We start from the raw sequence: 25,254 nt of genomic DNA, 5'->3' as shown, positions 1-25,254 counted from the left end.
TCAAGCCGCGCGCGCGACTCGGCCCTGCACCGCTTCGTAGTGCCCCACCAGCTCGTGGCACACGGCGGGCCAGGTCCGCCCGAGCACGACCTTGCGCGCCTTCTCGCCGAGCCGCGCCCGCAGCGCGGCGTCGCGCAGGGCGTCGATCTTCTCCAGCAGCGCCGGGCCGAAGAGCTCGCGGTCCGCGGGCAGCAGGAAGCCGGTGCGCCCGGGCAGGACGAGGTCCTTCGGGCCGCCGGCGTCGGGCGCGAGCACCGGCAGGCCGGACGCCATCGCCTCCTGCACCGCCTGGCAGAACGTCTCGTGCGGGCCGGTGTGCACGAAGACGTCGAAGCTCGCGTACGCGGCGGAGAGCTCGTCGCCGTACTTCGCGCCGAGGAACGCCGCGTCCGGCAGCTGCTCTTTCAGCGCGGGCAGTTCGGGCCCGTCGCCGACGACGACCACGCGGATACCGGGGACGCCGGCCAGGGCCGCCAGCCGGTCGACCTCCTTCTCGGGCGCCAGCCGTCCGACGAAGCCGACCAGCAGCTCGCCGTTCGGCGCCAGCTCGGCCCGCAGCGCGGTGTCGGCGTGCGCCGGGGAAAACCGGTCGATGTCGACGCCCCGGGCCCAGTGGTGCACCCGCGGCACGCCGTGCCGCCGCAGCTGCTCGACGGAGTCGGTGGACGGCGCCAGCGTCCGGTCGGCCCGCGAGTGCAGCCGCCGCACCCAGCGCCAGGCGGCGCGGGCGGCGAGGCCGAAGCCGTACGCGGAGGCGAACCCGGCGATGTCGGTCTGGTAGACGGCGATCGACGGCACCCGCAGCCGTCTCGCGGCGGCGAGGCCGCGCGCGCCGACCACGAACGGCGAAGCGAGGTGCACGACGTCCGGCCCGAACGCGGCCAGCGCCGTCAGCACCGTGCGCGTCGGCACGCCGATCGGCAGCGAGTTGACGCCCGGGAAGTCGAGCGCCGGGATCCGGATCACCGGGGCGCCGCGGTAGGAGTCCTGGCCGGGGCCGGGCGCGATGATCAGCACGTCGTGACGGCGTTCCCGGAGGTGCTCGACGACCCGCAGGACGGAGTTGGTCACGCCGTTCACCTGGGGCAGGAAACTTTCGGTGACTATGGCGACTCGCACGAACCGACCATCGCACCCGATCCTGGCGACCGCGTGACACCTCGGCCAACGGTGTCGGAACTCTGGGACCACCGGAAGATCGGCCACGACATGTCATCTCAAGGTCGTGTCCCGGAAACCAGCGGGGCCCAGACTAAGCAGGCATGACCCTCTTGTCCTCCAGGCCGCCGCGGCCCGTGGAGCCCGGCCTGCTGTCGAGGGCCCTCGAAGTGGCCGGGCGCCTGGCCAACGACGCGACCGACGTGATCACCGCGACCGCCGGCCGCGGCGCCCACCCGTCCACACTGGACTCCCCGTTCGACTGGGTCACCGACACCGACCGGATCCTCGAGCGGCACACGCGGCGCGTGCTGACCGCCGAGTTCCCGGGCATCCCGGTGGTGGGCCACGAGTTCGGCGCGGACCACGGCGCCGACGTCGCGGAGTACCGCTGGGTGGTCGACTCGGTGGACGGCACGGCGAACTACGTGGCGGGGGTGCCGTGGTGCGCGTACAGCCTGGCGCTGGTCGACGCGGCCGGGCCGGTGGTCGGGGTGGTGGCGGACCCGTACCGGGCCCAGATCTACGCCGCGGCGCGCGGACGAGGGGCCCGCGCGAACGGCAAACCGGTGCGCTTGACGGACCGCTGCGTCACGGCGGGCGCGATCGTCTGCACCGAGCTGGCCCGCAAGGGCCCGTGGCCGGGCATGGGCGGCTTCATCGAGCGCGCGGCGGCGGCCCACGCGGGCGTCCGGGTCCTGGGCTCGGCGGCGCTGTCGATCGCGCAGGTGGCCCTGGGCCACGCGGCGGCGGCGGTGCTGCACAGCTACCACGAATGGGACGTCGCGGGCTCGGTGGCGATGGCCATCGAGGCGGGCGCGGTGGTGCTGGACAAGCACGGCGAGGACACGGCCCTCCCGACGGACGGCCTGCTGGTGGCGGCCCCGGGCGTGGCGGACGAGGTACTGGGCTGGTGGCAGGAGACAGCGCACGCGGGCTGAAACGAGTTGCGCGCGCTGTGAAGATCGGGGCATGCCCACCCTCCACACCGCGCGCCTGACGCTCGTCCCCCTGGCCGACGAGCACCTGGAGCTGGAGTACGAGCTGGACTCGGACCCGGAGGTGATGCGGTACCTGACGGGCCGCGCCTCGACGTGGGCCGAGGTCGAGGCCGCGCACCGCCGCCGGATGGCCGTGTCGCCCGGGTTCGGCTTCTGGATGGGCTTTGCCGACGGCGACTTCGTCGGCTGGTGGATCCTGCGGCCACCGCACGGCCCGGACCAGCCGTTCGTCGACGGCGAGGCCGAGCTGGGGTACCGGCTGCTGCGGCGGCACTGGCGTCGGGGTTACGCCAGTGAGGGCACTCGTGAGCTGCTTCGGTACGGGTTCGCGGACCTGGGACTGGACCGGATCTTCGCCCAGACGATGGCGGTGAACACGCCGTCCCGCGCGACGATGGCTTCGGCGGGGCTGACGTTCGCCCGGTCGTTCGTCTCGGCGGAGGACTACGACGTGGTGCTTCCGGGGACTGAGCAGGGTGAGGTCGAGTACGAGATCACGCGGAAGCGGTGGCTGCGGGAGCCGGGTTGAGCGGTAGCGGTGGCCGGCGGCGACCCACGCGCACCGAGTTGTCCACATCCGCTCCGGTTGTCCACAGATTTGCCGCGGCACCGTTTTGCCGGGCCGGCGCCGATAGACTGGGACTGGGCACGCCCCCCTGGGTGTGGTGGGGGTGTGGTGGGGGTGTTTTGGCTGGTCAGGCCGCTGCCGGAACCTCGGTTCGGGCCCGTTTGTTCAGCCGCCGGATCCACCACAGCAGCGGCCCCGCCACCAGCCACGTGAAGAACACGAAACTGCCCAGCGGCAGCAGTGTCAGCGTCGCCGAGCGGCCCGCGACCCGGGCCAGTTCCGGGTCACTCGCGTCGTACTCGATGCGGACCAGCTGGCCCGCGGCCAGGCCGTCCGGGTAGAGGACTCCGTTGGCCGGGCTGTGGACGATGCCGTCCGGGGTCTCGAAGTGGATGATCGTGCGGTCGAAGGCCACCGAATCCACCGTGGCCGTCGCCGTGCCGAGCTGCCCGGAGATCGAGCGGTCGTTGCGGATCGCCGCGAACAGCAGGCACACGCACATCACGGTGAGGAGCGAGGCGACGGCGAGGGTTATCCACCACCCGACGCGCCTCGCCCGCTCACCTCTCGTGCTCACGCCGCGAGCGTAGCGGTACTGCTCAGTGCTTGTGTTCCGCGGCGAGATTCCGGTGGTTGGCCTGGATCTGGTCGAACGACTTCGGCTTCACCGAGGCGGCGCGCGCCGTGAAAGCCGCGGGCGAAGCGCCGTTCGGCCCCACCGCCGGCTTGCCCGCCGTGTACAGCCACGTCTGGAACAGGTCGTACAGCGGCTTGCCCGAGACCTTCTCGGCCAGCGCGATGAACTCCTGGATCCGGCCGTTCGAGCCGCCCTTCTGGACCTGCCACGTCTGCAGGATCTTGAAGAACGCCTCGTCACCGACGGCCGTGCGCAGCGCCTGCAGCGTCAGCGCGCCGCGGTCGTAGACGGCGTTGTCGAACTGGTTGTCCGCGCCCGGGTCGGCCGGGACGAGCTTCCACAGGTCACCGTCGGCCGGGTTCGAGTCGTAGGTGTACTGCGCCAGCTCGGCGACCGTGCCCTCGCCCTCGTGCTCCGACCACAGCCACTCGGCGTAGGACGCGAAGCCCTCGTTCAGCCAGATGTCGCTCCAGCGGCCGAGCGAGACGTTGTCGCCGAACCACTGGTGGGCGTTCTCGTGCGCGATCAGCGTCGTGTTCGAGCCCGCGCGGAAGTTCCGCACGCCGTAGGTCGGCCGGGTCTGGTTCTCCAGCGAGAACGTGATGCCGCTGGTCACGACGCCACCCTCGGCCTCGAACGGGTACGGGCCGAACTGCGTCGCCAGGAACGCGTCGATCTCCGGCGTGCGCTCGACGCTGGCCTTCGCCGCGTACAGCGAGTCGCCGAGGTCGCTGCCGTACGCGGAGATGAACGGCTTGCCGTCCGGCGTGGTCGCCTGGTCGAGCTCGTACTTGCCGACGATGAACGACGTCAGGTACGTGGCCTGCGGCTTCGTGCTGCGCCACTGCCAGCGGGTCCAGCCGGCACGTTGCTTCGTGGTGCGGACGAGCGTGCCGTTGGTGACGGCAACGTTGTCATCCGGGGCCTCGATGGAGACGTCGTAGGTCGCCTTGTCGGTCGGGTGGTCGTTGGCCGGGAACCACCACGCGGAGCTCTGCGGCTCGTCGACGCCCAGCGCGCCGAAGGAGCCCTTCTTCCACGCGTTGAGCCCGTCGACCTTCTCCGTGGACGGCGTGTCCGAGTAGGCGACGACGACAGTCGCGGTCTGGCCCTTGAGCAGCGGCTGCGCCGGCGTGACGACGAGCTCGCCGTTGCCGTTCTGGTTCGCGAACTGGGCCGGGCGGTTGTTCACCAGCACGCTCGACGCCTTCAGGGCGAAGTCGAGGTCGAACCGCGACAGGTCCTGGGTCGCGGTGAGCAGCAGCGTCGTCGTGCCGGACAGCACGTCGGTCGCGGGCTGGTAGGTCAGGCGGATGTCGTAGTGCAGCACGTCCGTCCCGCCGTTGCCGGCGTTCGGATAGTACGAGTCACCGACGCCCGGCGCACCGGGTGCCGGGGCCGCACTGGCGGTACCGGCGAGCAGCACCGAGGCGACCCCGGCCGCGAGCACACCAAGGCCGGTGCGAGTTCTTGCACGCATTCGAATCCCTCCAACGGGTGAGGATCAGCGCGCTCGAACGTAGCCAGCCAGGAAGCACCCAGGAACAGCCGAAGGGAGGATCTTGCCTGCTGAGATCACACCCGGAAAGCGGTTGACCAACCCGGTCGGACGGCGGAGACCGCGGAAAGCAACCGTGCGTGCACGGCTCGCCCGCGACTCACCACGGCCCGCGGCTGCCGGATCCGCGAACGGTCCACTCGCACCTGCACCACCCCACGGCGCCATGCCCACGTACCCAGACGGTCGGCTCACGGGCCGGAAGGGTCGGCTCACGTACCCGGAGGGTCGGCTCGAGGAGTCTTCGGTGCGAATCAGACGGCGGAGACGGCCGTGGAGACCGCGGCGCGCAGCCGGGCGTGCAGGTCGCGGTGCCGCGAACGGTCCACCTTGACCTCCACCACCCGCAGCCCCGGTGCGGGCCGCAGCGCCGCCTGGAACTCCGTCAGGGTCGCCGCCACCACGTGCGGGACGCGGTAGCCCGCGCACAGCGCGCCCAGGTCGGCGCCGTGCGGGGTGCCGAAGACGCGCTCGAAGCTCGCCGAATGCTCCGGCGCTCCCTGCTCCAGCAGGGAAAAGATGCCGCCGCCGTCGTCGTTGCACACCACGATCGTCAGGTCCGGGCGCTGCTCCGCGGGCCCGGTCAGCAGCCCGGACGCGTCGTGCAGGAAGGTCAGGTCGCCCAGCAGCGCGTACGACGGGCCGCGGTGGACGTGCGCCGCGCCGATCGCCGTCGAGACCGTGCCGTCGATGCCCGCCACCCCGCGGTTGCGGTGGACCAGGACGTCCGGGCGCAGGCGGCCAGCCAGCGCGACGTCGCGGGTCGGGTTGGACGAGCCCACCACCAGCAGCGAGTCCGGCGGCAGCGCGTCCACCAGTTCCGACGCCAGGCGCAGCCCCGAGGGCCACGGCTCCGCGTCCAGCACCGACGTGACCGCCGCAGACGCCGCCGCGTCGGCCCGGCGCCAGCTGGCCAGCCACTCCGGGTCGGCGGGCTTGGTCGGCTCGTCGAACCACTGCCCGACCTGGCGGACGTTGTGTGCGGGGGCCGGCCAGTCCGAGTCCGGCCGGACCAGCAGCACCTCGACCGAGGCGTCCGAGAGCACCTTCTGGATCTGCCGGAACACCGTCGGGCGGCCCAGGCAGAGCACCTGCTCCGGCTTGTGCCGCGTGATGAAGTCCTCGACGCCCAGCAGCCACGCGCCGGACGAGATCGCCGTGCCGCCGGACAGCCCGAGGCCGCCGGTCTCCGAGATCACCGGCCAGCCGTGCTGCTCGGCCCACTCGCTGGCCGCCTGGACGCCGGTGTCGCACGCGATGACCAGGCCGTGGCGCGCCGAAGGCACCACGAACGACGGCAGCGCGCCGAAGTCGGGCAGCTCGGTCCAGCGCTCGCCGTCGGGACGGCCTTCGAGCGATTCGTACCACTCGCCGTCATCGTCCAGGTCCGGCACGAGCGGCTCGCGGAACGGGATGTTCAGGTGCACCGGCCCGCAGCGCCACTCGCCGTACGCGGCGTTCCAGGCCCGGCAGATCTGGCTGCGCCAGTACGAGTTCTGCCCGGCCCGCCGCTCGGCGACGGCCAGCTCGTCGAAGTAGCGGATGGCGTTGCCGAAGAGCCGGTGCTGGTCGATGACCTGCGACGCCCCCGCCGCGCGCAGCTCCGGTGGCCGGTCGGCGGTCAGCACGATCAGCGGGACGCCGGCGCGGTCGGCCTCCAGCACGGCGGGGTGGAAGTTCGCGGCCGCGGTGCCGGACGTGCAGAGCACGGCCACCGGGCGGCCGGTGCGCGCGGCGATACCGAGCGCGAGGAAGCCGGCGCCGCGCTCGTCGATCCGGACGTGGAGCTGGAGCTTCCCGGCCGCGGCCGCGTCGTAGAGCGCGATCGACAGCGGCGCGTTGCGGGAGCCCGGGCAGAGGACGACGTGCGAAACGGTGTTGCGGACGAGTTCGTCGACGATGACCCTGGCCTGCGCGGTGGAAGGGTTCACCGGCAGGCTCCGTCGAGATGAGAAGTGTCCACAGGTCCTATTCTCCCAAACGTGGATGACGCCCGAGTTTCCGAGCTGTTCGATCCGGCCGCGTGGACCGAGGTCGAAGGTTTCGCCTTCACCGACATCACCTACCACCGCTCCGCTGAGAGCCGTGGCGGCAAACGCGTGGTGCGCATCGCGTTCGACCGTCCGGAGGTCCGCAACGCCTTCCGCCCGCACACCGTCGACGAGCTTTACCGGGCCCTGGACCACGCCCGGATGAGCTCCGACGTCGGCTGTGTCCTGCTCACCGGGAACGGCCCGTCGCCCAAGGACGGCGGGTGGGCGTTCTGCTCCGGTGGTGACCAGCGTATTCGCGGACGCTCCGGGTATCAGTACGCCAGCGGCGAGACCTCCGACACGGTGGACCCCGCCCGCGCCGGCCGGCTGCACATCCTCGAGGTCCAGCGCCTGATCCGGTTCCTGCCGAAACCGGTCATCGCGGTCGTGCCGGGCTGGGCCGCGGGCGGCGGGCACTCCCTGCACGTCGTGTGCGATCTCACGCTCGCCTCGGCCGAGCACGCGAAGTTCAAGCAGACCGACGCCGACGTCGGCTCGTTCGACGGCGGGTACGGCTCGGCCTACCTGGCGAAGATGGTCGGCCAGAAGTTCGCCCGCGAGATCTTCTTCCTCGGCCGCGAGTACTCCGCCGAGCAGATGCACCAGATGGGCGCGGTGAACGCCGTCGTGCCGCACGCCGACCTCGAAAAAGAGGCCCTGGACTGGGCGTGGACGATCGCCGGCAAGTCGCCGACGGCCCAGCGGATGCTGAAGTACGCGTTCAACCTCACCGACGACGGCCTGGTCGGCCAGCAGCTGTTCGCCGGCGAGACCACCCGGCTGGCGTACATGCAGGACGAGGCCGTCGAAGGCCGTGACGCGTTCCTGCAGAAGCGCGACCCCGACTTCAAGGACGTCCCCTATTACTACTGAGCTGCGCCCTCTCGCACTCGACGGCTCGCCCGAAGCGCTCGACACGCTGAAGGCGGCCGTCGCGGACGCGCTGGGCGGCGGCCCGGCCGTGCTGCCGTTCACCGACCCCGCGCTGCGGGACGCGATGGTGCCCGGCGAGCCCGCCGAGCCGGACACCGCCGTGGTCATCGCCACGTCCGGGTCGACCGGCGCGCCCAAGGGCGTGCTGCTCTCGGCCCGCGCCCTGGTCGCGTCGGCCGAGGCCACCCACGTCCGCCTGGGCGGGCCGGGGCAGTGGCTGCTGGCGACGCCGGCGCACTACATCGGCGGGCTGCAGGTGCTGGTCCGGTCGCTGCTGGCGGGCACCGAACCGGCGTACCTGACCGGCCACGGCTTCCGGCCGGACGACTTCGCCGCCGCCTCGGCGACGCTGAAGGGCGGCCCGCGGTACACGGCGCTGGTGCCGACGCAGCTGGTCCGCCTGCTCGACGACGGCGGCGCGGGGCTGGCCGCGGCGAAGACGTTCGACGGGATCGTGGTCGGCGCGGCCGCGACGTCGGCCGCGCTGCGCGAGCGCGCCGCCGAAGCCGGGGTCCGGATCGTGCCCGCGTACGGCATGAGCGAGACGGCCAGCGGCTGCGTCTACGACGGCTTCCCGCTCGACGGCGTCCGCGTCGACGTCGCCGGGGAGCGCGTCCGGATCGCGGGTGACGTCCTCGCGCACGGCTACCGGCTCCGGCCGGACCTGACCGCGGAGGCGTTCTCCGGCGGCTGGTTCACGACGTCCGACCGTGGGGTTCGTCACGACGACGGCCGGATCGAGGTGCTCGGCCGGGCCGACGACATGATCAACACCGGCGGGGTGAAGGTGTCCGCGAACGCGATCGAGCGCTGCCTGACCGCTCAGCCGGGGGTGCGCGACGCGTGTGTCGTCGGGCTGCCGGACGCGGAGTGGGGCGAGGCCGTGGTGGCGCTCGTGGTCCCGGACGGTGAACCTCGTGAACCGGACGAACTGCGGGCCGCCGTGCGGGCCGAGCTGGGCGCCGCGTCGACGCCGAAACGCCTGGAGTACGCCGCTGAGCTGCCCCTTCGCGGTCCCGGCAAGATCGACAAGGCCGCCGTGAAAGCCCGGTTTCCGCCGGGTTCGCACGGCTGATCGGCGGCACTTCGTTGACACGCACGGGGTGCACCCACTTGGCTACTCACCATGACGCGCTGGATACGCACCGCCCTGATCAGCACCGCCGTCGCACTGGGTGTCCTCCTCCCCGCGGGTGCGGCCCTGGCCGACGGTCCTTCTTCGGACCCCAACAGCGGCCAGCTGACCTGGCAGCTGCCCACCACGAACTGACCTTCCGGGCTCCCGCTCGGCCGTGATCGTCATGGCGTTGAATGACGTCCATGGCGAGTGTGAGTGAGTGGATCGAGGGCGCGCGGCCGCGGACGCTGCCGAACGCGGTGGCCCCGGTGGTGGCGGGTGCCGGCGCGGCGATCGCGCTGGACGCGTTCTCCTGGTGGCGTTCGGTGCTGGCGCTGCTGGTCTCGCTCTCGCTGATCGTCGGCGTCAACTACGCCAACGACTACTCCGACGGCATCCGCGGCACCGACGAGAACCGCGTCGGCCCGCTGCGGCTGGTCGGCTCCCGCGTCGCCGCCCCGAAGGCCGTGCTCACCGCCGCGCTGATCGCGCTGGGCCTGGCCGGGGTGCTCGGCCTGCTGCTCGTCGCGCTCAGCGGGCACTGGTGGCTGCTGGCCATGGGTGGTGTCTGCATCCTCGGCGCCTGGTTCTACACCGGTGGCAAGAAGCCTTACGGCTACTACGGTTTCGGCGAAATCGCGGTGTTCGTCTTCTTCGGCCTGGCCGGGGTGCTGGGCACGGTCTACGTCCAGGCCGGCCGGGTCAGCTGGGCCGCGCTGGCGTGCGCGGTCGCGGTCGGCTCGTTCTCGACGGCGGTCCTGACCGCCAACAACCTGCGTGACATCCCGACCGACGTCGAGTCCGGCAAGCGCACGCTCGCCACCCGCCTCGGCGACCGCGGCACGCGGCGGCTCTACCTGGTGCTGATCGCGGTGCCGTACGTGCTCAGCGTGGTCCTGGCGGTCACCGGCCCCGGGCTGGCCTCGCTGGCGGTGCTGACCGTCGGCCTGCTCCTTCCCGCGATCGGGGCCGTCCACGGCGGGAAGACGGGCCGCGAGCTGATCCCCGCGTTGCGGGACACCGGCCTGGCGATGCTGGTCTGGGCGGTCGTCACGGCGGTCGCGCTGAACCTCTTCTAGGCCTCCGGGGCGAACTTCCCGGTCGCCAGGAACTCCTCGAACAACGCCGCGTGCGGCGCGAGGTCCAGACCTTGCTGGGCCACCCACTCGTCGTCGTAGTAGGTGTGCGCGTACCGCTCGCCGCCGTCGCACAGGAGCGTGACGACGCTGCCCGCCTGGCCGTCCTCGACCATCCGGGAGATCAGCCGGAACGCGCCGTAGAGGTTGGTTCCCGTGGAGCCGCCCGCCCAGTGCCCGGTGCGCTCGCGCAGCAGCCGGATCGCGGCCAGCGAGCCGGCGTCGGGGACCTGGCACATCTCGTCGATCACGCCGGGGACGAACGACGGTTCGCACCGCGGCCGCCCGATGCCCTCGATCCGCGACGGCATGCCGGTCGCGTAGTCCAGCGCGCCGGTCTCCCAGGCACCGAAGAACGACGAGTTCTCCGGGTCGACCACGCAGACCTTCGTCGTGTGCCGCTTGTAGCGCACGTACCGGCCGAACGTCGCGCTCGTGCCGCCGGTGCCCGCGCCGACGACGATCCAGGACGGCACCGGGTGCCGCTCGGAGCGCATCTGCGCGAACACGGACTCGGCGATGTTGTTGTTGCCCCGCCAGTCCGTCGCGCGCTCGGCGTAGGTGAACTGGTCGAGGTAGTGGCCGCCGCACTCGGCCGCGAGCCGCTCCGCCTCGGGGTACATCGCCGGCGCCTGGTCGACGTAGTGGCACTCACCGCCGTAGAACTCGATGAGCGCGATCTTCTCCTTGCTCGTGCGCCGCGGCACCACGGTGATGAAACGCAGGCCGAGCATGCGGGCGAAGTACGCCTCGGAGACCGCGGTCGAGCCGCTGGAGGCCTCGACGAGCACGGTGTCCGGCCCGATCTGGCCGTTGACGAGCCCGTAGAGGAACAGCGACCGGGCGAGGCGGTGCTTCAGCGAGCCGGTCGGGTGGACGGACTCGTCCTTGAGGTACAGGTCGATGCCCCACTCCGGGGGCAGCGGGAAGACGTGCAGGTGGGTGTCGGCGCTGCGGTTGGCGTCGGCCTCGATGATCCGGACGGCCTCGCGCACCCAGCTGCGGCTGTGCAGGCGGCTCATTCCGGCTGACCGGCGGAGTCGCCACGCAGCTGCGCGCGCAGCTGGGCCCGGGCCCGCGCGCGCTTCTCGTTGCGCTGGGCCAGGCCGGCCGTGACGCGGGCGTTGAGCGGGCGGAACAGCAGCAGGCCCAGCGGCAGGCCGACGACCAGGCCGATGAGCAGCGCGACCAGCAGGGGCACGCCGGCCAGGGACAGCGCCCAGGCGATCACGCCGACCAGCACGAACCGGGCCAGCAGGTACAGCGTCAGGTCACGGGACAGGTTGGGGCTCACATCGACGCAGGTTACGCCCCGCCCGGCCGGTCTTTGTGCACGCCCGCGTTGTTCGGGCGCCCCTCGAAGCGGGTCGAGAGCACGACGGTGGTGTTCGTCCGCCCGACGCCGGGGATGCGGCGGAGCCGGCCGAGGGTCCGCTCCAGCTCGTCGACGGTCGGCACGCGCACCTTGACGACGAAGGCTTCGTCACCCGCGACCGCGTAGCAGCTCTCGACCTCGTCGAGCTCGCCGAGCGCGTCGGCGACGTCCTCGTCGGTCGCCGTGTCCGTCGGATGGATGCCGACGAGGGCGGTGACGCCGAGACCGACCGAGCTCGGGTCGACGACCGCGTGATATCCGGTGATCACGCCGGCCGCCTCCAGCTTGCCGACGCGTTCGTGTACCGACGACGCGGACAGCCCGACGGCCCGCCCCAGATCGGCATAGGTGGCCCGTCCGTTGATACGCAACGCCGCGATGATCTTCCGGTCCAACTGATCCACGCCATCACTCTATGCGGTTGGACAATCCCCCATTGGCACCACGCCCCGCACCCGCCGGCCAAAGGAAGGGTCATCTGCGCACTTCGGGTGACCGATCAGATAGTTGCACAGCGTAAGCAACCTGTCCGTTTTGACCTTTAAGGGCTCTTTACTCGTGGACAACCGTTCGAGTACCTGACGGGTGAAGTGCAACGATTGCCGTGTTGGCTACCCCGGCGGAACGGGCCAAAAGGGCCCGGACGCCTCCGGTATAGCAGTGAGGTCGTTAAGGAGGCGGAAAATGACCGCGACGATGGGCGGACGACTGCTCACCCCAGGCGAGGTGGCAGCACTGTTCCGAGTTGACCCGAAGACGGTCACCCGATGGGCGACGGCAGGTCGCATCGGCTCGATCCGGACCCCGGGCGGGCACCGGCGGTTCCGTGAGTCCGAGGTGAACGAGCTCCTGGCCGAGCTGACCACGGACGCGAGCGAACCGGCCCGCAAGGCCTGAACCATCCGAACGTCGGGGCCGTGTCGGTAGGGGAAACCACCCCGCCCACGCGGCCCCTCGTTGTTCCCGGCGTCACGCCGCGGCACCGGTTCGGGCCCAAACCCGGCCGAAGCGGCTAACCTCGTGGGACTGGCAAGCCACACGGAAGGATCCGGCATGCTCGCTCTGCTCGCGGCGGTCGGCGCGCTGGTCGTCGCCCTGCTCCTGTGGCGGTCGTTCGCCGGCCAGAGGATCGGAGTGCCGTCCACCGCGCGGCGCGCCCCGATCGCGCCGGACGACGACCCCGACTTCCTGCGCCAGCTGGCCGAACAGCAGCGCAAACGCCGGGACGAAGACCTTTAGGCCGCCCTTTACGTTCCCGCAGCCCGTCGTGAGTGGGTAATCCGGGTCAGCACCCTCATCACCCGCTCACGACCGGTGCGGCTAGCGGTACTGCTGGGAGAGCGGGGTCGCGAAACCGTCGGCGACCGTGGCCGCCAGGTCCAACAGGGCCAGGCGGGTGTCGCCGCTCAGGCGGTCCAGCTCGATCTCGGCACCCTCTTCGAGGTGCGGGTCGAACGGGACCTGGCAGACCGCGCGGACCTTGGCGCCGAAATGCGCCGACAGCTTGTCGAGGTCGACCGAGCCGCCCTTGGGACGGACCGAGTTGATCACCGCGACCGAGCGTTTCACCAGCTCGCCGTAGCCGTGGGCCTCGAGCCAGTCGAGCGTCGCCGAGGCGCTGCGGGCGCCGTCGACCGAGCCGGACGAGACGACCACCAGCGCGTCCGCGACGTCCAGGACGCCCTTCATCGCCGAGTGCATCAGGCCGGTTCCGCAGTCGGTGAGCACGATGTTGTAGAAGTGCTCCAGCAGGTTGACCGTGCGGCGGTAGTCGTCCTCGGAGAAGGCCTCGGAAACGGCCGGATCCTGCTCGCTGGCGAGGATTTCGAGGCGGCTGGCCCCCTGGGACGTGTAGGACCGCACGTCGCTGTAGCGCGTGATGCGGGCCGCGTCGCGCAGCAGGTGGCGAACCGTCGCCGTGGTCTCCAGCGGGATCTTCTGCGAGAGCGTGCCGCGGTCCGGGTTGGCGTCCACGGCCACCACGCGGTCACCGCGCAGCGAGGCGAACGTCGCGCCCAGCGTCGTGGTCACCGTGGTCTTGCCGACGCCGCCCTTCAGCGACAGCATCGCGATCTTGTAGCACCCGCGCAGCGGCTGGTTGACCCGCGCGATGAGGTCGCGGCGCCGGGTGTCGGCCGGGCTCTCCCCCGGGTTGATGAGCTTCCCGCTGCCGACGTAGACGGCCTTGCGCCAGCCCGACTGCGGCGGCCGCTTGACCTGCTTGACCAGGTGCGCCGTCGACAGGTCGTGGCCGTGGCCGCCCGGCTGCTGCGGCGCGGCGTGCCGGCCGCCCTGCGGCTGCGGGAGGCCGGACGGCTGCTGCTGGGGCTGCTGCGGGTACTGGGCCTGGGCCTGGTACTGCTGCTGGTGCGGCTGCAGCGGCGGGAGGTTCTGGTCGTAGCCGTAGCCCTGCGGCACCTGGTGCGGCCCCGAGACCGCCGGGTTCGGCACCTGGTGCGGGCCCGACACGCTCGGGTTGGGCACCTGGTGCGGGCCGGACACCGCCGGGTTCGGCGGCGGCGTGACGGCCTGGGTCGGCAACGCGTCCAGGGCGCCTGGTGTCTCCGGGTGCGGATGCGAGTCCGTCCGGTCGTCGGCGAACAGGCTCGGCTTCGGCTCCGCCTGCTGTTCGCCCTGCTCGGAGTGGCCTGGAGCCGATTCTTCGCTGGGTCCGGTCACCGGTGTAAACCTCCGCGCACTCCGCCCGACATCGTTCCCCCTGATGACGACGGTAGTCGGCGTACCCGCGGGATGCTCAGCCCACCCCGGCGTAGGAGTGCAAGCCCGCGGTGACGAGGTTCACGAAGAACAGGTTGAAGATGATCGCGGCGAACCCGACGATGTTGATCGCCGCCGCCCGGGCGCCGCGCCAGCCGGCCGTCGCACGTGAGTGCAGGTAGGCCGCGTAGACGACCCAGGCGATGAACGCGACGGTCTCCTTGGGGTCCCAGCCCCAGAACCGGCCCCAGGCCGACTCGGCCCAGACGGCGCCGCAAAGCACGCCGAAGGTGAAGACCGGGAAGGCGAAGATCGTCGTCCGGTAGGCGATCCGGTCGAGGACGTCGGCCGCGGGCAGCTTCGAGGCGAAGCGCGCGAACTTCGTCTGGTCCTTGTCGTAGGCCGCGCGGAACAGGTACAGCACGCTCGCCACACCCGGGACCAGGAACACGCCGGAGCCGATGATGGCCGCCGAGACGTGGATGACCAGCCAGTACGACTGCAGGGCGGGCTGCACCGGCGCCGCGATCGTGTACAGCAGGGTGCCGTTGATGAACATCAAGATCACGACGGGCAGCAGCAGGAAGCCGGTGAGGTGCCGGACCGGGAACTTCGACATCACGATCAGCCAGGTGACCACCGTGATGAAGGTGACCGCCATGCCGTACTCGTACATGTTGCCCCACGGCGCGCGGTGCACGGCGAGCCCGCGCAACACGATCGCCGACAGCTGCAGCAGCGCGCCGAGCACCAGCAGCGACGCGCCCATCTTGCCGATCCGCTCGGGACGCCCGACCTCGCGCTGCGCGGCCTGGACCTGCTCGATCGGCGGCCCACCGGCGCCGACGAGCTCCCGCGCACGCAGCTTGGCCCGCTCGGTGGCGAGCCGGCCCTTGGCGCCGAAGCCCTGCTCGATCAGCGTCATCATCAGCGCGACGACGTAGATCGCCGCGGCGGTGGTGTACAGCCAGTCGCTGTACCGCGACAGCGTCTCGTTGATCGGCATGCTTCAGCCCTTCTGACCACTTATCAGGCGTTCGCTGATCCGGTGGAACTCTTCGCCGTACCCGGCCTGGTCGGTGCGGGCCAGCCCGGCGACCTCGATCACCGTACTCGGCTCGTCCTCGGTGCCCGGCTTCACCCGGACCCACAGCCGGCGGCGCTTGACCAGCAAGGACGCGCCGAGGCCGAGGAACATCGAGATGGCGAAGCCGAGCACGAAACCCTGCGTCGGGTCGTGGGAGACCTGCAGCGAGACCCAGTGGCCGACGCCGTCGAAGCGGACCTTCGTGCCGTCGTCGAGCTTGATCTCCTGGCCGACCTTCAGGTTCTCGCGGGCGACTTTCTTCAGCCGCCCGTCGTCGACCAGCGACTGGTCGATCTCGAACACCGACTGGCCGCGCCCGGAGTCCAGGCCGAGGTCGCCGCGCATGATGTCGACGGCGACGGCGGGGTCGCTCAGCTGCGGCGCCGACGACGTCAGGACACCGCCGTGCACGAACGACGTCGGCGCGAACAGGCCGGTGATGGCCAGCTGGCGCGTCCGCCGCTGCACCTCGTCGGTGACGCCGGGCTGGTCGAACTTCGTCGCGCCCTCGGCGAGCATCGTGGTGGGGTCGACCGTGCGCCACTGCGTGTTCTGGGTGCGCTGGGTGCCGTCGGGGAAGGTCACCGTGAACTTCGGCGAGTAGCCCTGGCCGAGCAGGTAGACGCGGTCGCCGGCGGTGCGCAGCGGCGAGTTGACCTCGAGGCCGTAGGGGCGCCAGGTGTTCGTGTCGAGGTCCGCGCCGGACTGGTACTCGATGTTCGAGTGGTAGTACTCCGGCTCGCCGGCGTCGGTGTAGCGCACGGTGAAGTCGTTGATCTTCACGCAGAACGGGTCGAGGTCGGTGCCGTCGACGCGCAGGCCCGCGTTGAAGGAGTCGTAGTTGTAGATGCCGGAGTTGCAGAACGTGCTGCCGTCGGCCTGGACGATGACCTGGCCTTCGTAGCCGTACAGCTTGCCCAGCGCGAAGAACACGATCAGGCCCAGCATGCTGAAGTGGAAGATCAGGTTGCCGGTCTCGCGCAGGAACCCGCGTTCGGCGGAGATCGTGCGGACGCCGCCGGCCTCTTCGCGTTCGACGCGCCGCCAGCCGGGCAGCTGCTTGTGGACGGCGGCGATCTCGGCGGAGACGTCCTGCTTGCCGCGGCCGAGCCGGTAGTGCGGCATCCGCGCCAGGTTGCGCGGGGTCAGCACCGGCTTGGCGCGCATCGCCTTGACGTACTCGAAGCTGCGCGGGGTGAGGCAGCCGACCAGCGAGATCATCAGCAGCAGGTAGATGGCCGAGAACCAGATGCTGGAGTAGACGTCGTAGAACTCGAGCTTGTCGAGCAGCGTGCCCCACCAGCCGTGCGCGCTGATGTAGGCGTCGACCTTGGGCGCGTTGAGCTTCCGCTGCGGCAGGAGCGCGCCGGGCAGGGCGGCCAGCGCCAGCAGGAACAGCAGGACGAGCGCGGTGCGCATCGACGTCAGGCCCCGCCAGGTGTTGCGCACGAAGGCGAAGGTGCGCTTGGCGGGAGTGGGCCCCTTCGGTGCCGCGGGAGGCGCTTCAGTGGTCGTCACAGCGGCAGCCTCAAGTCGCCCGCGAGCTCGTTGCGGAGGAAGCCCATCAGATCTCCCCAGACGCCGGTGACCAGCAGGATGCCGACGATCATCAGCAGCGCGCCGCCGAAGACCTGGACCTGGCGGCCGTGGCGGCGCAGCCAGTCGGTGGCGCGCACGGCCCAGCGGGCGCCGAGCGCGATGAGCAGGAACGGCAGCCCGAGGCCGAGGCAGTAGACGGCGATCAGCAGGTACCCGCGGGCCTCCGCGCCGCCGGTCGCGCTGGCCAGCGTCGTGACGGCCGAGAGCGTCGGGCCGATGCACGGCGTCCAGCCGAGGCCGAAGACCGCGCCGAGCAGCGGGGCGCCCCAGACGCCGCCGCCGGGCACGCGGTGCGAGCGGAACTCGCGCTGCAGGCCGGGGATCCAGCCGAGGAACACCAGCGCCATCGCGATGGTGAGGACACCGCCGACGCGCTGAAGCAGGTCCTGGTTGAGGGTGAGCGTGTCGGCCAGCCAGACCAGGGTGCCCAGGGTGGCGACGAACACGACGGTGAACCCGAGCACGAACAGCAGCGCGGCGCCCATGACGGCCCAGCGGCCCTGCTTGCGCTCCTCGTCGGCTTTGACCGCGGGGGCGTCCGCGCCGACGAGCGCGGCGAGGTACGCGAGGTACCCCGGCACCAGCGGCACCACGCACGGCGAGGCGAAGGAGATCGTTCCGGCCAGCAGCGCGACGCCCGCGGCGAGCAGCAGCGGTCCGGAGATCGCCAGCTCGGTAACGGAGTTCACGGGATTGAGGGTAGGCAGTGAGGTCCCGGTGAGAACTCCGGGGCCGGTTCAGGAGGACCTACCTCACAGCAGTTCAGGACCTTGGTCCCGCTCGTCACCCGTTGGTGCTTTCGCGTGCTTGAACACCGCTCGGGCCCGACAGGCGTGGTGCACTGGTCCCTGATGGCCCTCAACCAGGCGGTGGTGCTGGACGCCGCGATCGAGCTGCTCGACGAGACCGGGCTGGACGAGCTGACCACGCGCAGGCTCGCCGGCCGCCTCGGCGTGCGCGTCGGCGCGCTCTATTGGCACTACGCGAACAAGCAGGCGCTGCTGGACGCGATCGCCGAGCACATGCTGGCGGTGGCCACCCGCGGGCTGCGCACGTCCGGAACCTGGCGGGACCGCGTTATGGCGTTCGCGAACGCCCACCGCGACACGATGCTCGCCCACCCGGACGGCGCCCGCCTGATCGCCACGACGAGCAAACCCGGACCGGCGGCCACGGAGTTCCTGGGCCACCTGCTCAGGACGCTCGACAACGCGGGCATCCCGGAGACGGAGGCCTGCGCGGACGTCGTCACGAGCTACGTGAACGGCTTCACGGTCGAAGAACAGGCCCGCCGGACGGCCGTGCCCCGCCCGGAGCGGGACGAGGCCTTCGCGACGGGCCTGTCCGTGGTCCTCGACGGCCTGGCCGCCCGGGTCAGGCCTGCTCCGCCGCCAGGCGCTGGGTGACCGGCAGCAGGTCCTGGGCCAGCACCTGGCGCAGGAAGACCGCCGCGACGCGGTGCTGTTTGTCCAGCACGATCGTCGACGGGATGATGTTGCGCGGGTAGCCGCTCAGCTTGAGCAGGACCCGGCCGTCCGGGTCGTAGATCGACGGGTACGTCAGCTTGCGGTCGCGGACGAAGTCCTGCGCCACGTCGCGCGCCGGGTCGCGGACGTCGATCCCGACGACCTGCACCCCCGGCGCCTGCTTGGCCAGGCTCTCCATCTCGGGCGCCTCCGTGCGGCACGGCCCGCACCACTGGCCCCACAGGTTCAGCACGACGACCTTGCCGGGGAAGTCCGCCAGCGACAGCTGCTTGCCCTCGTTCATCAGGTCGTCGCCCGCGAGCACCGGCGCGGTCTGGCGCTGGGCGACGTCGTAGCTGATGTCGACCTGGCCGCCCGGGGAGACGAAGCTGAAGCTGCTCCCCTGGACCACCGCGTCCTTGCCCGCGCTGCACCCGGCGATCAGGCCCAGCGCGGCCACCGCGACGACGAGCCGTTTCATGCCCCGGTCACCTTCGGGTCGGTGGACCCCGCGGGCTCGCTGTAGACGATCTCGCGCAGCTCGTCACCGTCGAAGACCAGGCTGGTCAGCGAGGCCAGCGAGCACTGGCGGCGCCGCGGGTCGTGCCACAGCTTCTTGCCCTCGAGGAACCGCCGGAGCGTCCAGATCGGCAGCTGGTGCGACACGCAGAGCGCCTCGTGGCCCTCCGCCACCTCCCGCGCCCGGTGGACCGCGCCGAGCATCCGGTGCGCGATTTCCAGGTACGGCTCGCCCCACGACGGCTTGAACGGGTTGACCAGCTTCGACCAGTGCTTCGGCTCCCGCAGCGCGCCGTCGCCGACCGCGACGTGCAGGCCCTCGAACTGGTTGCCGGCCTCGATCAGCTCCGCGTCGGTCGCGATGTCGAGGCGATGCGCGGCCGCGATCGGCGCCGCCGTCTCCTGCGCCCGCTGCAGCGGCGACGCGACGACGTGCACGAGGTCGTGGCCCGCGACGGCCTCGGCGACCGTCAGCGCCTGGCGCTGCCCGCGCTCGGAGAGCCGGTAGCCGGGGAGCCGGCCGTAGAGGATCTTCTCGGGGTTGTGGACTTCGCCGTGGCGAAGCATGTGGACGACGGTGGTCACCGGACCGCTCCGGCCGCCGCCTGCGCCGCCGCGGGCAGCGCGGCTTCGATCACCGAGAACGCTTCGTCGTCCATGGCCGCGTTCACGAACCAGGCCTCGTACGCGCTCGGGGGCGCGTACACGCCGCCGTCGAGCAGCGCGTGGAAGAACGGCGGGAAGCGCCACGTCTCGGACGCCTGCGCCCCCGCGTAGTCGCGGACCGGCGCCTCGCCGAAGAACACGCTCACCAGGTTGCCCGCGTACTGGACGCTGTTGGCGACGCCGGCTTCGCTCAGCGCGAGGCGGAAGAGGTTGCCGAGGCGCTTGGCGTTGGCGTCCAGCGCCGCGTACACGCTCTGGTCGGCCGCGCGCAGCGTCGCGAGGCCCGTGGCCACCGCGACGGGGTTCCCGGACAGCGTCCCGGCCTGGTAGACCGGGCCGCCCGGGGCGAGCTTGGCCATGATGTCGGCGCGGCCGCCGAACGCCGCCGCCGGCAGGCCGCCGGACATCACCTTGCCGAACGTGTAGAGGTCGCCGGCCACGCCCTCGAGGCCGAACCAGCCCGCGCGCGAGACGCGGAAACCGGTCATCACCTCGTCCATGACCAGCAGCGCGCCGTGCTCGTGGGCGATCTCCAGCAGGGCCGCGTTGAAGCCCTCGTCCGGCGCGACCGCGCCCATGTTGCCCGCCGCGGCCTCGGTGATCACCGCGGCGACCGTGTCCGGGTTGTCCACAAAGGACTTCCGGACGGCGTCGAGGTCGTTGTAGGGCAGCACGATCGTGTCCGCGGCCTGGGCGCCGGTGACCCCCGGCGACGTCGGCAGCCCGAGCGTCGCGACGCCGGAGCCCGCCTGGGCGAGCAGCGCGTCGACGTGGCCGTGGTAACACCCGGCGAACTTGATGATCTTGGCGCGGCCGGTGAACCCGCGGGCCAGCCGGATCGCGCTCATCGTGGCTTCGGTGCCCGAGTTGACCAGCCGCACCTGCTCGACGGGCTCGACCCGGCCGATGATCTCCTCGGCCAGTTCGACCTCGCCGATCGTCGGCGTGCCGAACGACAGCCCGGACGTCGCCGCCTCGCGCGCCGCCTCGACGACCAGCGGGTGCGCGTGTCCCAGGATCATCGGGCCCCAGGACGAGACCAGGTCGACATAGCGGTTCCCGTCGGCGTCCCACAGGTGGGGGCCCTCGCCGCGGACCATGAACCGCGGGGTGCCGCCGACCGAGTTGAATGCCCGGACCGGCGAGTTCACCCCGCCCGGGATGGCCGCCTTCGCGCGGTCGAACCATGCCTTGGACTGCTCGGTTCCAGTGCTCACCTCCCCAGTCTCGCAAACCCGGGCCACGCACCGCCGACCCCGTCACCCGCAACTCGGGGTGCGCGCGAACGTCACGGCCCTAAGATGGCCGGACGCCGCCCAGGAGGGGAACAACCGGTGACCGAACGTGTGGCACAGCGCAACCCGTGGCTGGTGCTGTCCGGCTTCCTCGGCGTCGTCGCCGTGGTCGCGGCGGTCGGCGCACTGGCCGCGACGTCGTCGAAGGAGATCTACGAGCGCTTGGACCTGCCGGCGTGGGCGCCACCGGTGTCCCTGTTCGGTCCGGTGTGGACGGTGCTGTACGTCACGATCGCGGTGTCCGGCTGGTGCTACTGGCGCACCGACGGCGAGACCCGCGGGTTCGCCGCGTACGGCATCGGCCTGCTGGCCAACCTGCTCTGGCCCCCGCTGTTCTTCGAGGGCGCCGCGGCCGTGCTCGCCCTGTTCGACATCGTGCTGCTGGACGTCGTCGTGGTCGTGACGATCGTCCTGTTCGCCCGCCGGTCGAAGCTCGCGGCCGCGCTGCAGGTGCCCTACCTGGCCTGGATCCTGTTCGCGACCGCGCTCAACGCCGCGATCATCGTCTTGAACTAGCGCCCGGCCTGCTGGGTGATCGCCTGCGCGGCGACCGTCCCGTCGTCGCCGGCCTGGCCCTGGACGACGACCGTCGAGCCCGGCTTGAGGTCGGCGAGCTTGCCCGGCTGGGTCACGCCGACCGTTGTCGAGTCCGATGTGGACACCTTGACGTCGGTGCCCTGCGCGGTCTTCACGTAGACCGTGGTGCCGTCGACGCGGTCGACCGTGCCGGTGGTGCCGCGCCCGCCGCCCCCGCGGAAGCCGCCGCCCTGCTGCCCGGTGCCCGTCCCGGTGCCGCCGGTCTGGCCGGTCCCGCCCGGCGTGCCGCCCTGGCGCCCGGCCGGCGTGCCGGACGAACCCGACGACGAGCCGAACGCGGCGTGCGTCCAGGCGCCGCCGGCGAACACGGCCGCGAGCACGACCAGCCCGGCCAGCACCATCGTGGCGCGGGAGAACGGCTGGGCCGCGCGGCGCATCTCGGCGTTCAGGTCGCCCTCGACCGCCGGGCTGGCGACGATCTGCTCCGCCGTCGGCTCGACGGCCGGGAGCACCGCCGTCGGCTCGTCCCCGGGGACGGGCGGCGGGGTCGTCGTGGACGAAGACATCGAAGAACTCCTTATTCGTGACGCAGGGCGTCGATCGGCCGCAGCTTGGCGGCCCGGTTCGCCGGGAAACTGCCGAAGAACAGCCCGATCAGGGCCGACACCGCGAAGGCGAGCAGGATCGACGAGGGCACCACGACCGGCTTGATCCCGGAGATGGTGAACCGGCTGCCGATCAGCCCGATCGCGACGCCGAGCAGGCCGCCGAACAGGCTGAGCATGGTCGCTTCGGCGAGGAACTGGCCCAGGATGGCCGAGCGCGGGGCGCCGATGGCCTTGCGGATGCCGATCTCGCGGATCCGCTCGGTGACCGTGACGAGCATGATGTTCGTGACGCCGATGCCGCCCACCAGCAGCGAGATCGCCGCGACCGCCGCCAGCAGCACGGTGAACGTCTCGGTCGCCGACGTCCGGGTCGCGAGCAGCTGCTCGGAGTTCTGGATCTGGTAGTCGGCGGTGCCGCCGAGCCGGATGCCGTGGCGCGCGTTGAGGATCGCGGTGATCTCGGACTGCGCCAGCGTGACGGCGTCCGCGCTGGTGGCCTGGACGGCGATCTGGTTGAGGCTGCCGTACCCGGCCAGCGAGTTCTGCACGGCCGAGATCGGCGCGATCGCGACGTCGTCGGCGTTCTGCAGCCCGGTGCTGCCCTTGGCCTGCAGCACCCCGACCACGGTGAACTGGATGCTGTTGAGCAGCACGTTCTTGCCGACGGCGGCGGTGGTGCTGCCGAAGATCGACTCCGCGGTCGTCGGGCCGAGCACGACGACCTTCCGCGCCGTCGTGACGTCCTCGGTGGTGAACAGCGCGCCTTCGGCGAGGTCGCGGTTCGTGGTGGTGAAGTACGCCGGCTCGGTGCCCGCGACGGTCGGGATGTCGTACGACGTCTGCCCGTAGGTCGCGGTCGCCGTGGTGTTGACCACCGGCGACGCGGCCTTGACGTCGGGCGCGCCGATCGGGTCGACCAGCGCGTGCGCGTCCTGCACGGTCAACGGCCGCGCCGACGCGCCCTGGCCGCCGCCGCGCGCCGGGGAGACGTTGACGACGTTGGTGCCGAGGCCCTGGATGCTGGCCGCGATGGCCGCCGACGCGCCGTTGCCGACCGCGACGAGCAGGATCACGGCGGCGACGCCGATGGTGATGCCGAGCGTGGTGAGCGACGAGCGCAGCTTGTTCGCGGTGAGCCCGCGCACGGCGAAGCGCAGGATCTCGAAGAGGTTCACGACGCGGCCCCCACGACCCCGGACACCCGGGTGACGTCGTCCTGGACGATCAGGCCGTCGTCGACCCGGACGACCCGGCGCGCGTGCGCGGCGACCTCGTCCTCGTGCGTGATCACGACGATGGTGCGGCCGAGCTGGTTGAGCCGGTCGAACACGCCGAGGACGTCCTCGGTGCTGCGGCGGTCCAGGTTGCCGGTCGGCTCGTCGGCCAGCAGCATCGCCGGCCCGGTGACCAGCGCCCGCGCCACGGCGACGCGCTGGATCTGGCCGCCGGACAGCTCGCTCGGCAGGTGCTTGGCCCGGTCGGACAACCCGACCATGTCCAGCGCGGCGAGGGCGCGGCGCCGCCGTTCCGATCGGCGAAGTCCACTGTAGACCAGCGGAAGCTCCACATTGGACAACGCGGACGTCCGGGGCACGAGGTTGAACGACTGGAAGATGAAGCCGATCTTGCGGTTGCGCAGCAAGGCCAATTGGCGCTCGTTGAGCTTGCCGACGCCGAAGCCGTCCAGCAGGTACTGGCCGGACGTCGGGACGTCGAGGCAGCCCAGCATGTTCAGCAGCGTCGACTTGCCCGAGCCGGAGGCGCCCATGATCGCGACGTACTCGCCGGGCCACACGGTGAGGTTCACCCCGCGCAGCGCGTGCACCGCCGTCTCCCCCGCGCCGTAGGTCTTGCGCAGTCCGGAGACCGCGATCACCGGGTTCACCCGCGGCCGCCGAAACCGCCGGTGCCGCCGGTACCGCCCGTGCGGGTGCCGGTGCCGCCGCCGGGGAAACCACCGGTCCCGCCGCCCGGGAACCCGCCGGTGCCGCCGGTCCCGGCGCGGCCGGTGCCCCCGGTGCCGGTCGCCGCCGTCGCGGTGAGCACGACGTTCTCACCCTCGGTCAGGCCGGAGGTGATCTGCACCGTCGACTCGCCGCGGATGCCGACCTGCACCTGGCGCGGGACGTTCTGGCCGTTCTCCTGCACGGTGACGATGTTCGTGTTGCCCGCGGTCGTCACGGCCGCGGCCGGCACGCTCAGCGCGTTCTGCGCCTCGGCGACGGTGATCACCACGCTCGCCGACTGGCCGGGCCGCAGCCCGTCCGGCGGGCTGGTCAGCGCCAGCTGGGCGCCGTAGGAGACGACGCTGCCGCTGGTCGTCGGGGTCAGGTTGATGCTGGAGACACTCGCCTGGATCGGCTTGTCCGGCAGCGCGTTGAGCGTCACTGTGGCCTTCTGGCCCGCCTTCACCTTGCTGACGTCGATCTCGGCGACCGAGGTGTTCACGACCAGGCCGGTCATGTTCGTGATGGTGATGAAGCCGGTGCTGCCGCTGGAGCTGCCGGACGACGACGCCGAGCTGGAGTTCGACGAACCCTGCCCGCCTTGGCCGCTGCCCGTGGTCGAGGTCTGCGAGCTGCTCGCCGAGCCGCCGCTGGAGGACTGCTGCCCGACCGTGCCGTTGACGGCGGTGACCGTGCCGGCGCCGGGCGCGTAGAGCGAGGTGTTGTCCAGCGCGGTCTGCGCGGTCTGGACGTCCAGCTCGGCCTGGTCCAGCTTCGCCTGCGCCGAGGTGACGCTGTTCGCGGCGGACTGCGAGCTGCTCTGGCTGCTGTTCTGGCCGTTCTGTCCCGTGGCCGGGGTGTTCTCGGCGGTCTCGGCGGCGTCGAGGCTGTCCTGCGCCACCGAGAGGTTCGCCTTCGCGACCTGAAGCTGCTTCGCCGCCTGCGTGCTGTCGATGGTCGCGAGCTTCTGGCCGGCGCTCACGACGTCGCCGACCTTGACGTCGATCGACGTCACCTTGCCGGCCGTCGTGAAGTTCGCCGCGCCCGTGTAGCTGCTGGCGAGCGTCCCGGCGGCGGAAATCGTCTCGGAGACCGTCGCCCGGCGCACCGGCGTGCTGCGGGTCTGGGCCTGAGCCGTGTTCGAAGCCGGGGTAAAGGCTTGGTATATCCCGAATCCCGCCCCGGCCAGTAGCACGATCAGAGCACCGTTGATCACCCATGCCCTGGAGGCACGCACCCGCGTCATGCGGCAACTTTGGAACCGCCGCTTAGCAATTGACTGTTGGTTCCCTGTGGA

28 protein-coding genes are annotated in these 25,254 nt (G+C 71.5%); 10 read left to right on the top strand and 18 right to left on the bottom strand.

The window, feature by feature from the left end; genetic code table 11:
* A complete protein-coding gene (locus tag ACGFMK_RS04250; protein WP_392758287.1) occupies positions 1 to 1,071 on the bottom strand; it encodes a glycosyltransferase family 4 protein in 1,071 nt (356 codons plus the stop codon).
* 191 nt (positions 1,072 to 1,262) lie between these two features.
* On the opposite strand from ACGFMK_RS04250, the gene ACGFMK_RS04245 reads away from it, so the two are divergent.
* Complete coding sequence (locus tag ACGFMK_RS04245; protein WP_323329397.1) at positions 1,263 to 2,099, top strand: inositol monophosphatase; 837 nt, start codon at positions 1,263 to 1,265, stop codon at positions 2,097 to 2,099.
* A 31-nt stretch (positions 2,100 to 2,130) separates the two neighbouring features.
* A complete protein-coding gene (locus ACGFMK_RS04240; protein ID WP_392758285.1) occupies positions 2,131 to 2,688 on the top strand; it encodes a GNAT family N-acetyltransferase in 558 nt (185 codons plus the stop codon).
* A gap of 166 nt (positions 2,689 to 2,854) precedes the next feature.
* Here the strand turns inward: ACGFMK_RS04240 and ACGFMK_RS04235 are convergent, their stop codons facing one another.
* From ACGFMK_RS04235 to menD, 3 genes are all read right to left on the bottom strand, one after another.
* The gene (locus ACGFMK_RS04235; RefSeq protein WP_392758284.1) at positions 2,855 to 3,304 is read right to left on the bottom strand and encodes a DUF3592 domain-containing protein; all 450 of its coding nucleotides are present in this window, start codon (positions 3,302 to 3,304) and stop codon (positions 2,855 to 2,857) included.
* Between the two features lie 22 nt (positions 3,305 to 3,326).
* On the bottom strand, positions 3,327 to 4,844 hold the full coding sequence (locus ACGFMK_RS04230; RefSeq protein ID WP_392758282.1) for a M1 family metallopeptidase: 1,518 nt from the start codon (positions 4,842 to 4,844) through the stop codon (positions 3,327 to 3,329).
* Positions 4,845 to 5,176: 332 nt separating this feature from the next.
* The gene (gene menD, locus ACGFMK_RS04225) at positions 5,177 to 6,853 is read right to left on the bottom strand and encodes a 2-succinyl-5-enolpyruvyl-6-hydroxy-3-cyclohexene-1-carboxylic-acid synthase (RefSeq protein ID WP_392758280.1); all 1,677 of its coding nucleotides are present in this window, start codon (positions 6,851 to 6,853) and stop codon (positions 5,177 to 5,179) included.
* A 51-nt stretch (positions 6,854 to 6,904) separates the two neighbouring features.
* On the opposite strand from menD, the gene ACGFMK_RS04220 reads away from it, so the two are divergent.
* From ACGFMK_RS04220 to ACGFMK_RS04205, 4 genes are read left to right on the top strand one after another with little or no spacing between them, the layout of a single operon-like run.
* Positions 6,905 to 7,828: a 1,4-dihydroxy-2-naphthoyl-CoA synthase gene (locus tag ACGFMK_RS04220; RefSeq protein ID WP_392758279.1), complete on the top strand. Its 924-nt coding sequence runs from the start codon at positions 6,905 to 6,907 to the stop codon at positions 7,826 to 7,828.
* Position 7,829: 1 nt separating this feature from the next.
* Positions 7,830 to 8,963, top strand: a complete 1,134-nt coding sequence (gene menE / locus ACGFMK_RS04215) for an o-succinylbenzoate--CoA ligase (protein ID WP_392758620.1) — start codon at positions 7,830 to 7,832, stop codon at positions 8,961 to 8,963.
* A gap of 51 nt (positions 8,964 to 9,014) precedes the next feature.
* Positions 9,015 to 9,158, top strand: a complete 144-nt coding sequence (locus ACGFMK_RS04210) for a hypothetical protein (RefSeq protein ID WP_392758278.1) — start codon at positions 9,015 to 9,017, stop codon at positions 9,156 to 9,158.
* A gap of 50 nt (positions 9,159 to 9,208) precedes the next feature.
* Positions 9,209 to 10,084, top strand: a complete 876-nt coding sequence (locus ACGFMK_RS04205) for a 1,4-dihydroxy-2-naphthoate polyprenyltransferase (protein WP_392758277.1) — start codon at positions 9,209 to 9,211, stop codon at positions 10,082 to 10,084.
* Here ACGFMK_RS04205 and ACGFMK_RS04200 read toward each other — a convergent pair.
* From ACGFMK_RS04200 to ACGFMK_RS04190, 3 genes are read right to left on the bottom strand one after another with little or no spacing between them, the layout of a single operon-like run.
* Positions 10,081 to 11,163: a PLP-dependent cysteine synthase family protein gene (locus ACGFMK_RS04200; RefSeq protein ID WP_392758276.1), complete on the bottom strand. Its 1,083-nt coding sequence runs from the start codon at positions 11,161 to 11,163 to the stop codon at positions 10,081 to 10,083. The genes ACGFMK_RS04205 and ACGFMK_RS04200 overlap by 4 nt on opposite strands.
* Positions 11,160 to 11,435: a DUF4229 domain-containing protein gene (locus tag ACGFMK_RS04195; protein ID WP_392758273.1), complete on the bottom strand. Its 276-nt coding sequence runs from the start codon at positions 11,433 to 11,435 to the stop codon at positions 11,160 to 11,162. The genes ACGFMK_RS04200 and ACGFMK_RS04195 overlap by 4 nt, the downstream gene beginning before the upstream one ends.
* 11 nt (positions 11,436 to 11,446) lie before the next feature.
* Positions 11,447 to 11,920, bottom strand: coding sequence for an Lrp/AsnC family transcriptional regulator (locus ACGFMK_RS04190; protein WP_323329387.1), 474 nt, complete (start codon positions 11,918 to 11,920; stop codon positions 11,447 to 11,449).
* A gap of 280 nt (positions 11,921 to 12,200) precedes the next feature.
* Between ACGFMK_RS04190 and ACGFMK_RS04185 the strand changes: the two genes are divergently transcribed.
* Both ACGFMK_RS04185 and ACGFMK_RS04180 read left to right on the top strand, forming a co-directional pair.
* Entirely contained in the window at positions 12,201 to 12,413 is a 213-nt protein-coding gene (locus ACGFMK_RS04185; protein WP_072474890.1) for a BldC family transcriptional regulator, read from the top strand.
* A 156-nt stretch (positions 12,414 to 12,569) separates the two neighbouring features.
* Positions 12,570 to 12,755: a hypothetical protein gene (locus ACGFMK_RS04180; RefSeq protein WP_392758272.1), complete on the top strand. Its 186-nt coding sequence runs from the start codon at positions 12,570 to 12,572 to the stop codon at positions 12,753 to 12,755.
* Positions 12,756 to 12,836: 81 nt separating this feature from the next.
* Here ACGFMK_RS04180 and ACGFMK_RS04175 read toward each other — a convergent pair whose 3' ends face one another.
* From ACGFMK_RS04175 to ACGFMK_RS04160, 4 genes are all read right to left on the bottom strand, one after another.
* Positions 12,837 to 14,195, bottom strand: coding sequence for a MinD/ParA family protein (locus ACGFMK_RS04175; RefSeq protein ID WP_392758270.1), 1,359 nt, complete (start codon positions 14,193 to 14,195; stop codon positions 12,837 to 12,839).
* 76 nt (positions 14,196 to 14,271) lie between these two features.
* Complete coding sequence (gene ccsB / locus ACGFMK_RS04170) at positions 14,272 to 15,240, bottom strand: c-type cytochrome biogenesis protein CcsB (protein ID WP_392758268.1); 969 nt, start codon at positions 15,238 to 15,240, stop codon at positions 14,272 to 14,274.
* A 3-nt stretch (positions 15,241 to 15,243) separates the two neighbouring features.
* Positions 15,244 to 16,839: a cytochrome c biogenesis protein ResB gene (locus ACGFMK_RS04165; protein WP_392758267.1), complete on the bottom strand. Its 1,596-nt coding sequence runs from the start codon at positions 16,837 to 16,839 to the stop codon at positions 15,244 to 15,246.
* Entirely contained in the window at positions 16,836 to 17,609 is a 774-nt protein-coding gene (locus ACGFMK_RS04160) for a cytochrome c biogenesis CcdA family protein (protein WP_392758265.1), read from the bottom strand. The genes ACGFMK_RS04165 and ACGFMK_RS04160 overlap by 4 nt, the downstream gene beginning before the upstream one ends.
* Before the next feature lie 162 nt (positions 17,610 to 17,771).
* Between ACGFMK_RS04160 and ACGFMK_RS04155 the strand changes: the two genes are divergently transcribed.
* The gene (locus ACGFMK_RS04155; protein WP_392758264.1) at positions 17,772 to 18,326 is read left to right on the top strand and encodes a TetR/AcrR family transcriptional regulator C-terminal domain-containing protein; all 555 of its coding nucleotides are present in this window, start codon (positions 17,772 to 17,774) and stop codon (positions 18,324 to 18,326) included.
* Here the strand turns inward: ACGFMK_RS04155 and ACGFMK_RS04150 are convergent.
* The 3 genes from ACGFMK_RS04150 to hemL are packed head-to-tail and all read right to left on the bottom strand — an operon-like array spanning position 18,295 to position 20,788.
* On the bottom strand, positions 18,295 to 18,867 hold the full coding sequence (locus ACGFMK_RS04150) for a TlpA family protein disulfide reductase (RefSeq protein ID WP_392758263.1): 573 nt from the start codon (positions 18,865 to 18,867) through the stop codon (positions 18,295 to 18,297). The genes ACGFMK_RS04155 and ACGFMK_RS04150 overlap by 32 nt on opposite strands.
* Positions 18,864 to 19,490: a histidine phosphatase family protein gene (locus tag ACGFMK_RS04145; protein ID WP_392758262.1), complete on the bottom strand. Its 627-nt coding sequence runs from the start codon at positions 19,488 to 19,490 to the stop codon at positions 18,864 to 18,866. The genes ACGFMK_RS04150 and ACGFMK_RS04145 overlap by 4 nt, the downstream gene beginning before the upstream one ends.
* Positions 19,487 to 20,788, bottom strand: coding sequence for a glutamate-1-semialdehyde 2,1-aminomutase (gene hemL / locus ACGFMK_RS04140; RefSeq protein ID WP_392758260.1), 1,302 nt, complete (start codon positions 20,786 to 20,788; stop codon positions 19,487 to 19,489). The genes ACGFMK_RS04145 and hemL overlap by 4 nt, the downstream gene beginning before the upstream one ends.
* Before the next feature lie 117 nt (positions 20,789 to 20,905).
* Between hemL and ACGFMK_RS04135 the strand changes: the two genes are divergently transcribed.
* Entirely contained in the window at positions 20,906 to 21,382 is a 477-nt protein-coding gene (locus tag ACGFMK_RS04135; protein WP_392758257.1) for a TspO/MBR family protein, read from the top strand.
* Here the strand turns inward: ACGFMK_RS04135 and ACGFMK_RS04130 are convergent.
* From ACGFMK_RS04130 to ACGFMK_RS04115, 4 genes are read right to left on the bottom strand one after another with little or no spacing between them, the layout of a single operon-like run.
* Positions 21,379 to 21,969 (bottom strand): hypothetical protein, encoded by a 591-nt coding sequence (locus tag ACGFMK_RS04130; protein ID WP_392758256.1) that lies wholly within the window; start codon positions 21,967 to 21,969, stop codon positions 21,379 to 21,381. The genes ACGFMK_RS04135 and ACGFMK_RS04130 overlap by 4 nt on opposite strands.
* An 11-nt stretch (positions 21,970 to 21,980) precedes the next feature.
* Entirely contained in the window at positions 21,981 to 23,186 is a 1,206-nt protein-coding gene (locus ACGFMK_RS04125) for an ABC transporter permease (RefSeq protein ID WP_392758254.1), read from the bottom strand.
* Positions 23,183 to 23,896, bottom strand: a complete 714-nt coding sequence (locus ACGFMK_RS04120; protein ID WP_392758252.1) for an ABC transporter ATP-binding protein — start codon at positions 23,894 to 23,896, stop codon at positions 23,183 to 23,185. Before ACGFMK_RS04120 ends, ACGFMK_RS04125 begins: the two co-directional genes overlap by 4 nt.
* The gene (locus ACGFMK_RS04115) at positions 23,893 to 25,203 is read right to left on the bottom strand and encodes an efflux RND transporter periplasmic adaptor subunit (protein WP_392758250.1); all 1,311 of its coding nucleotides are present in this window, start codon (positions 25,201 to 25,203) and stop codon (positions 23,893 to 23,895) included. Before ACGFMK_RS04115 ends, ACGFMK_RS04120 begins: the two co-directional genes overlap by 4 nt.
* Positions 25,204 to 25,254 lie beyond the last annotated feature (51 nt).

This window comes from Amycolatopsis sp. NPDC049252 (assembly GCF_043197175.1).
Taxonomy (GTDB): Bacteria; Actinomycetota; Actinomycetes; order Mycobacteriales; family Pseudonocardiaceae; genus Amycolatopsis.
This window is presented reverse-complemented; position numbering and strand designations above follow the sequence as displayed.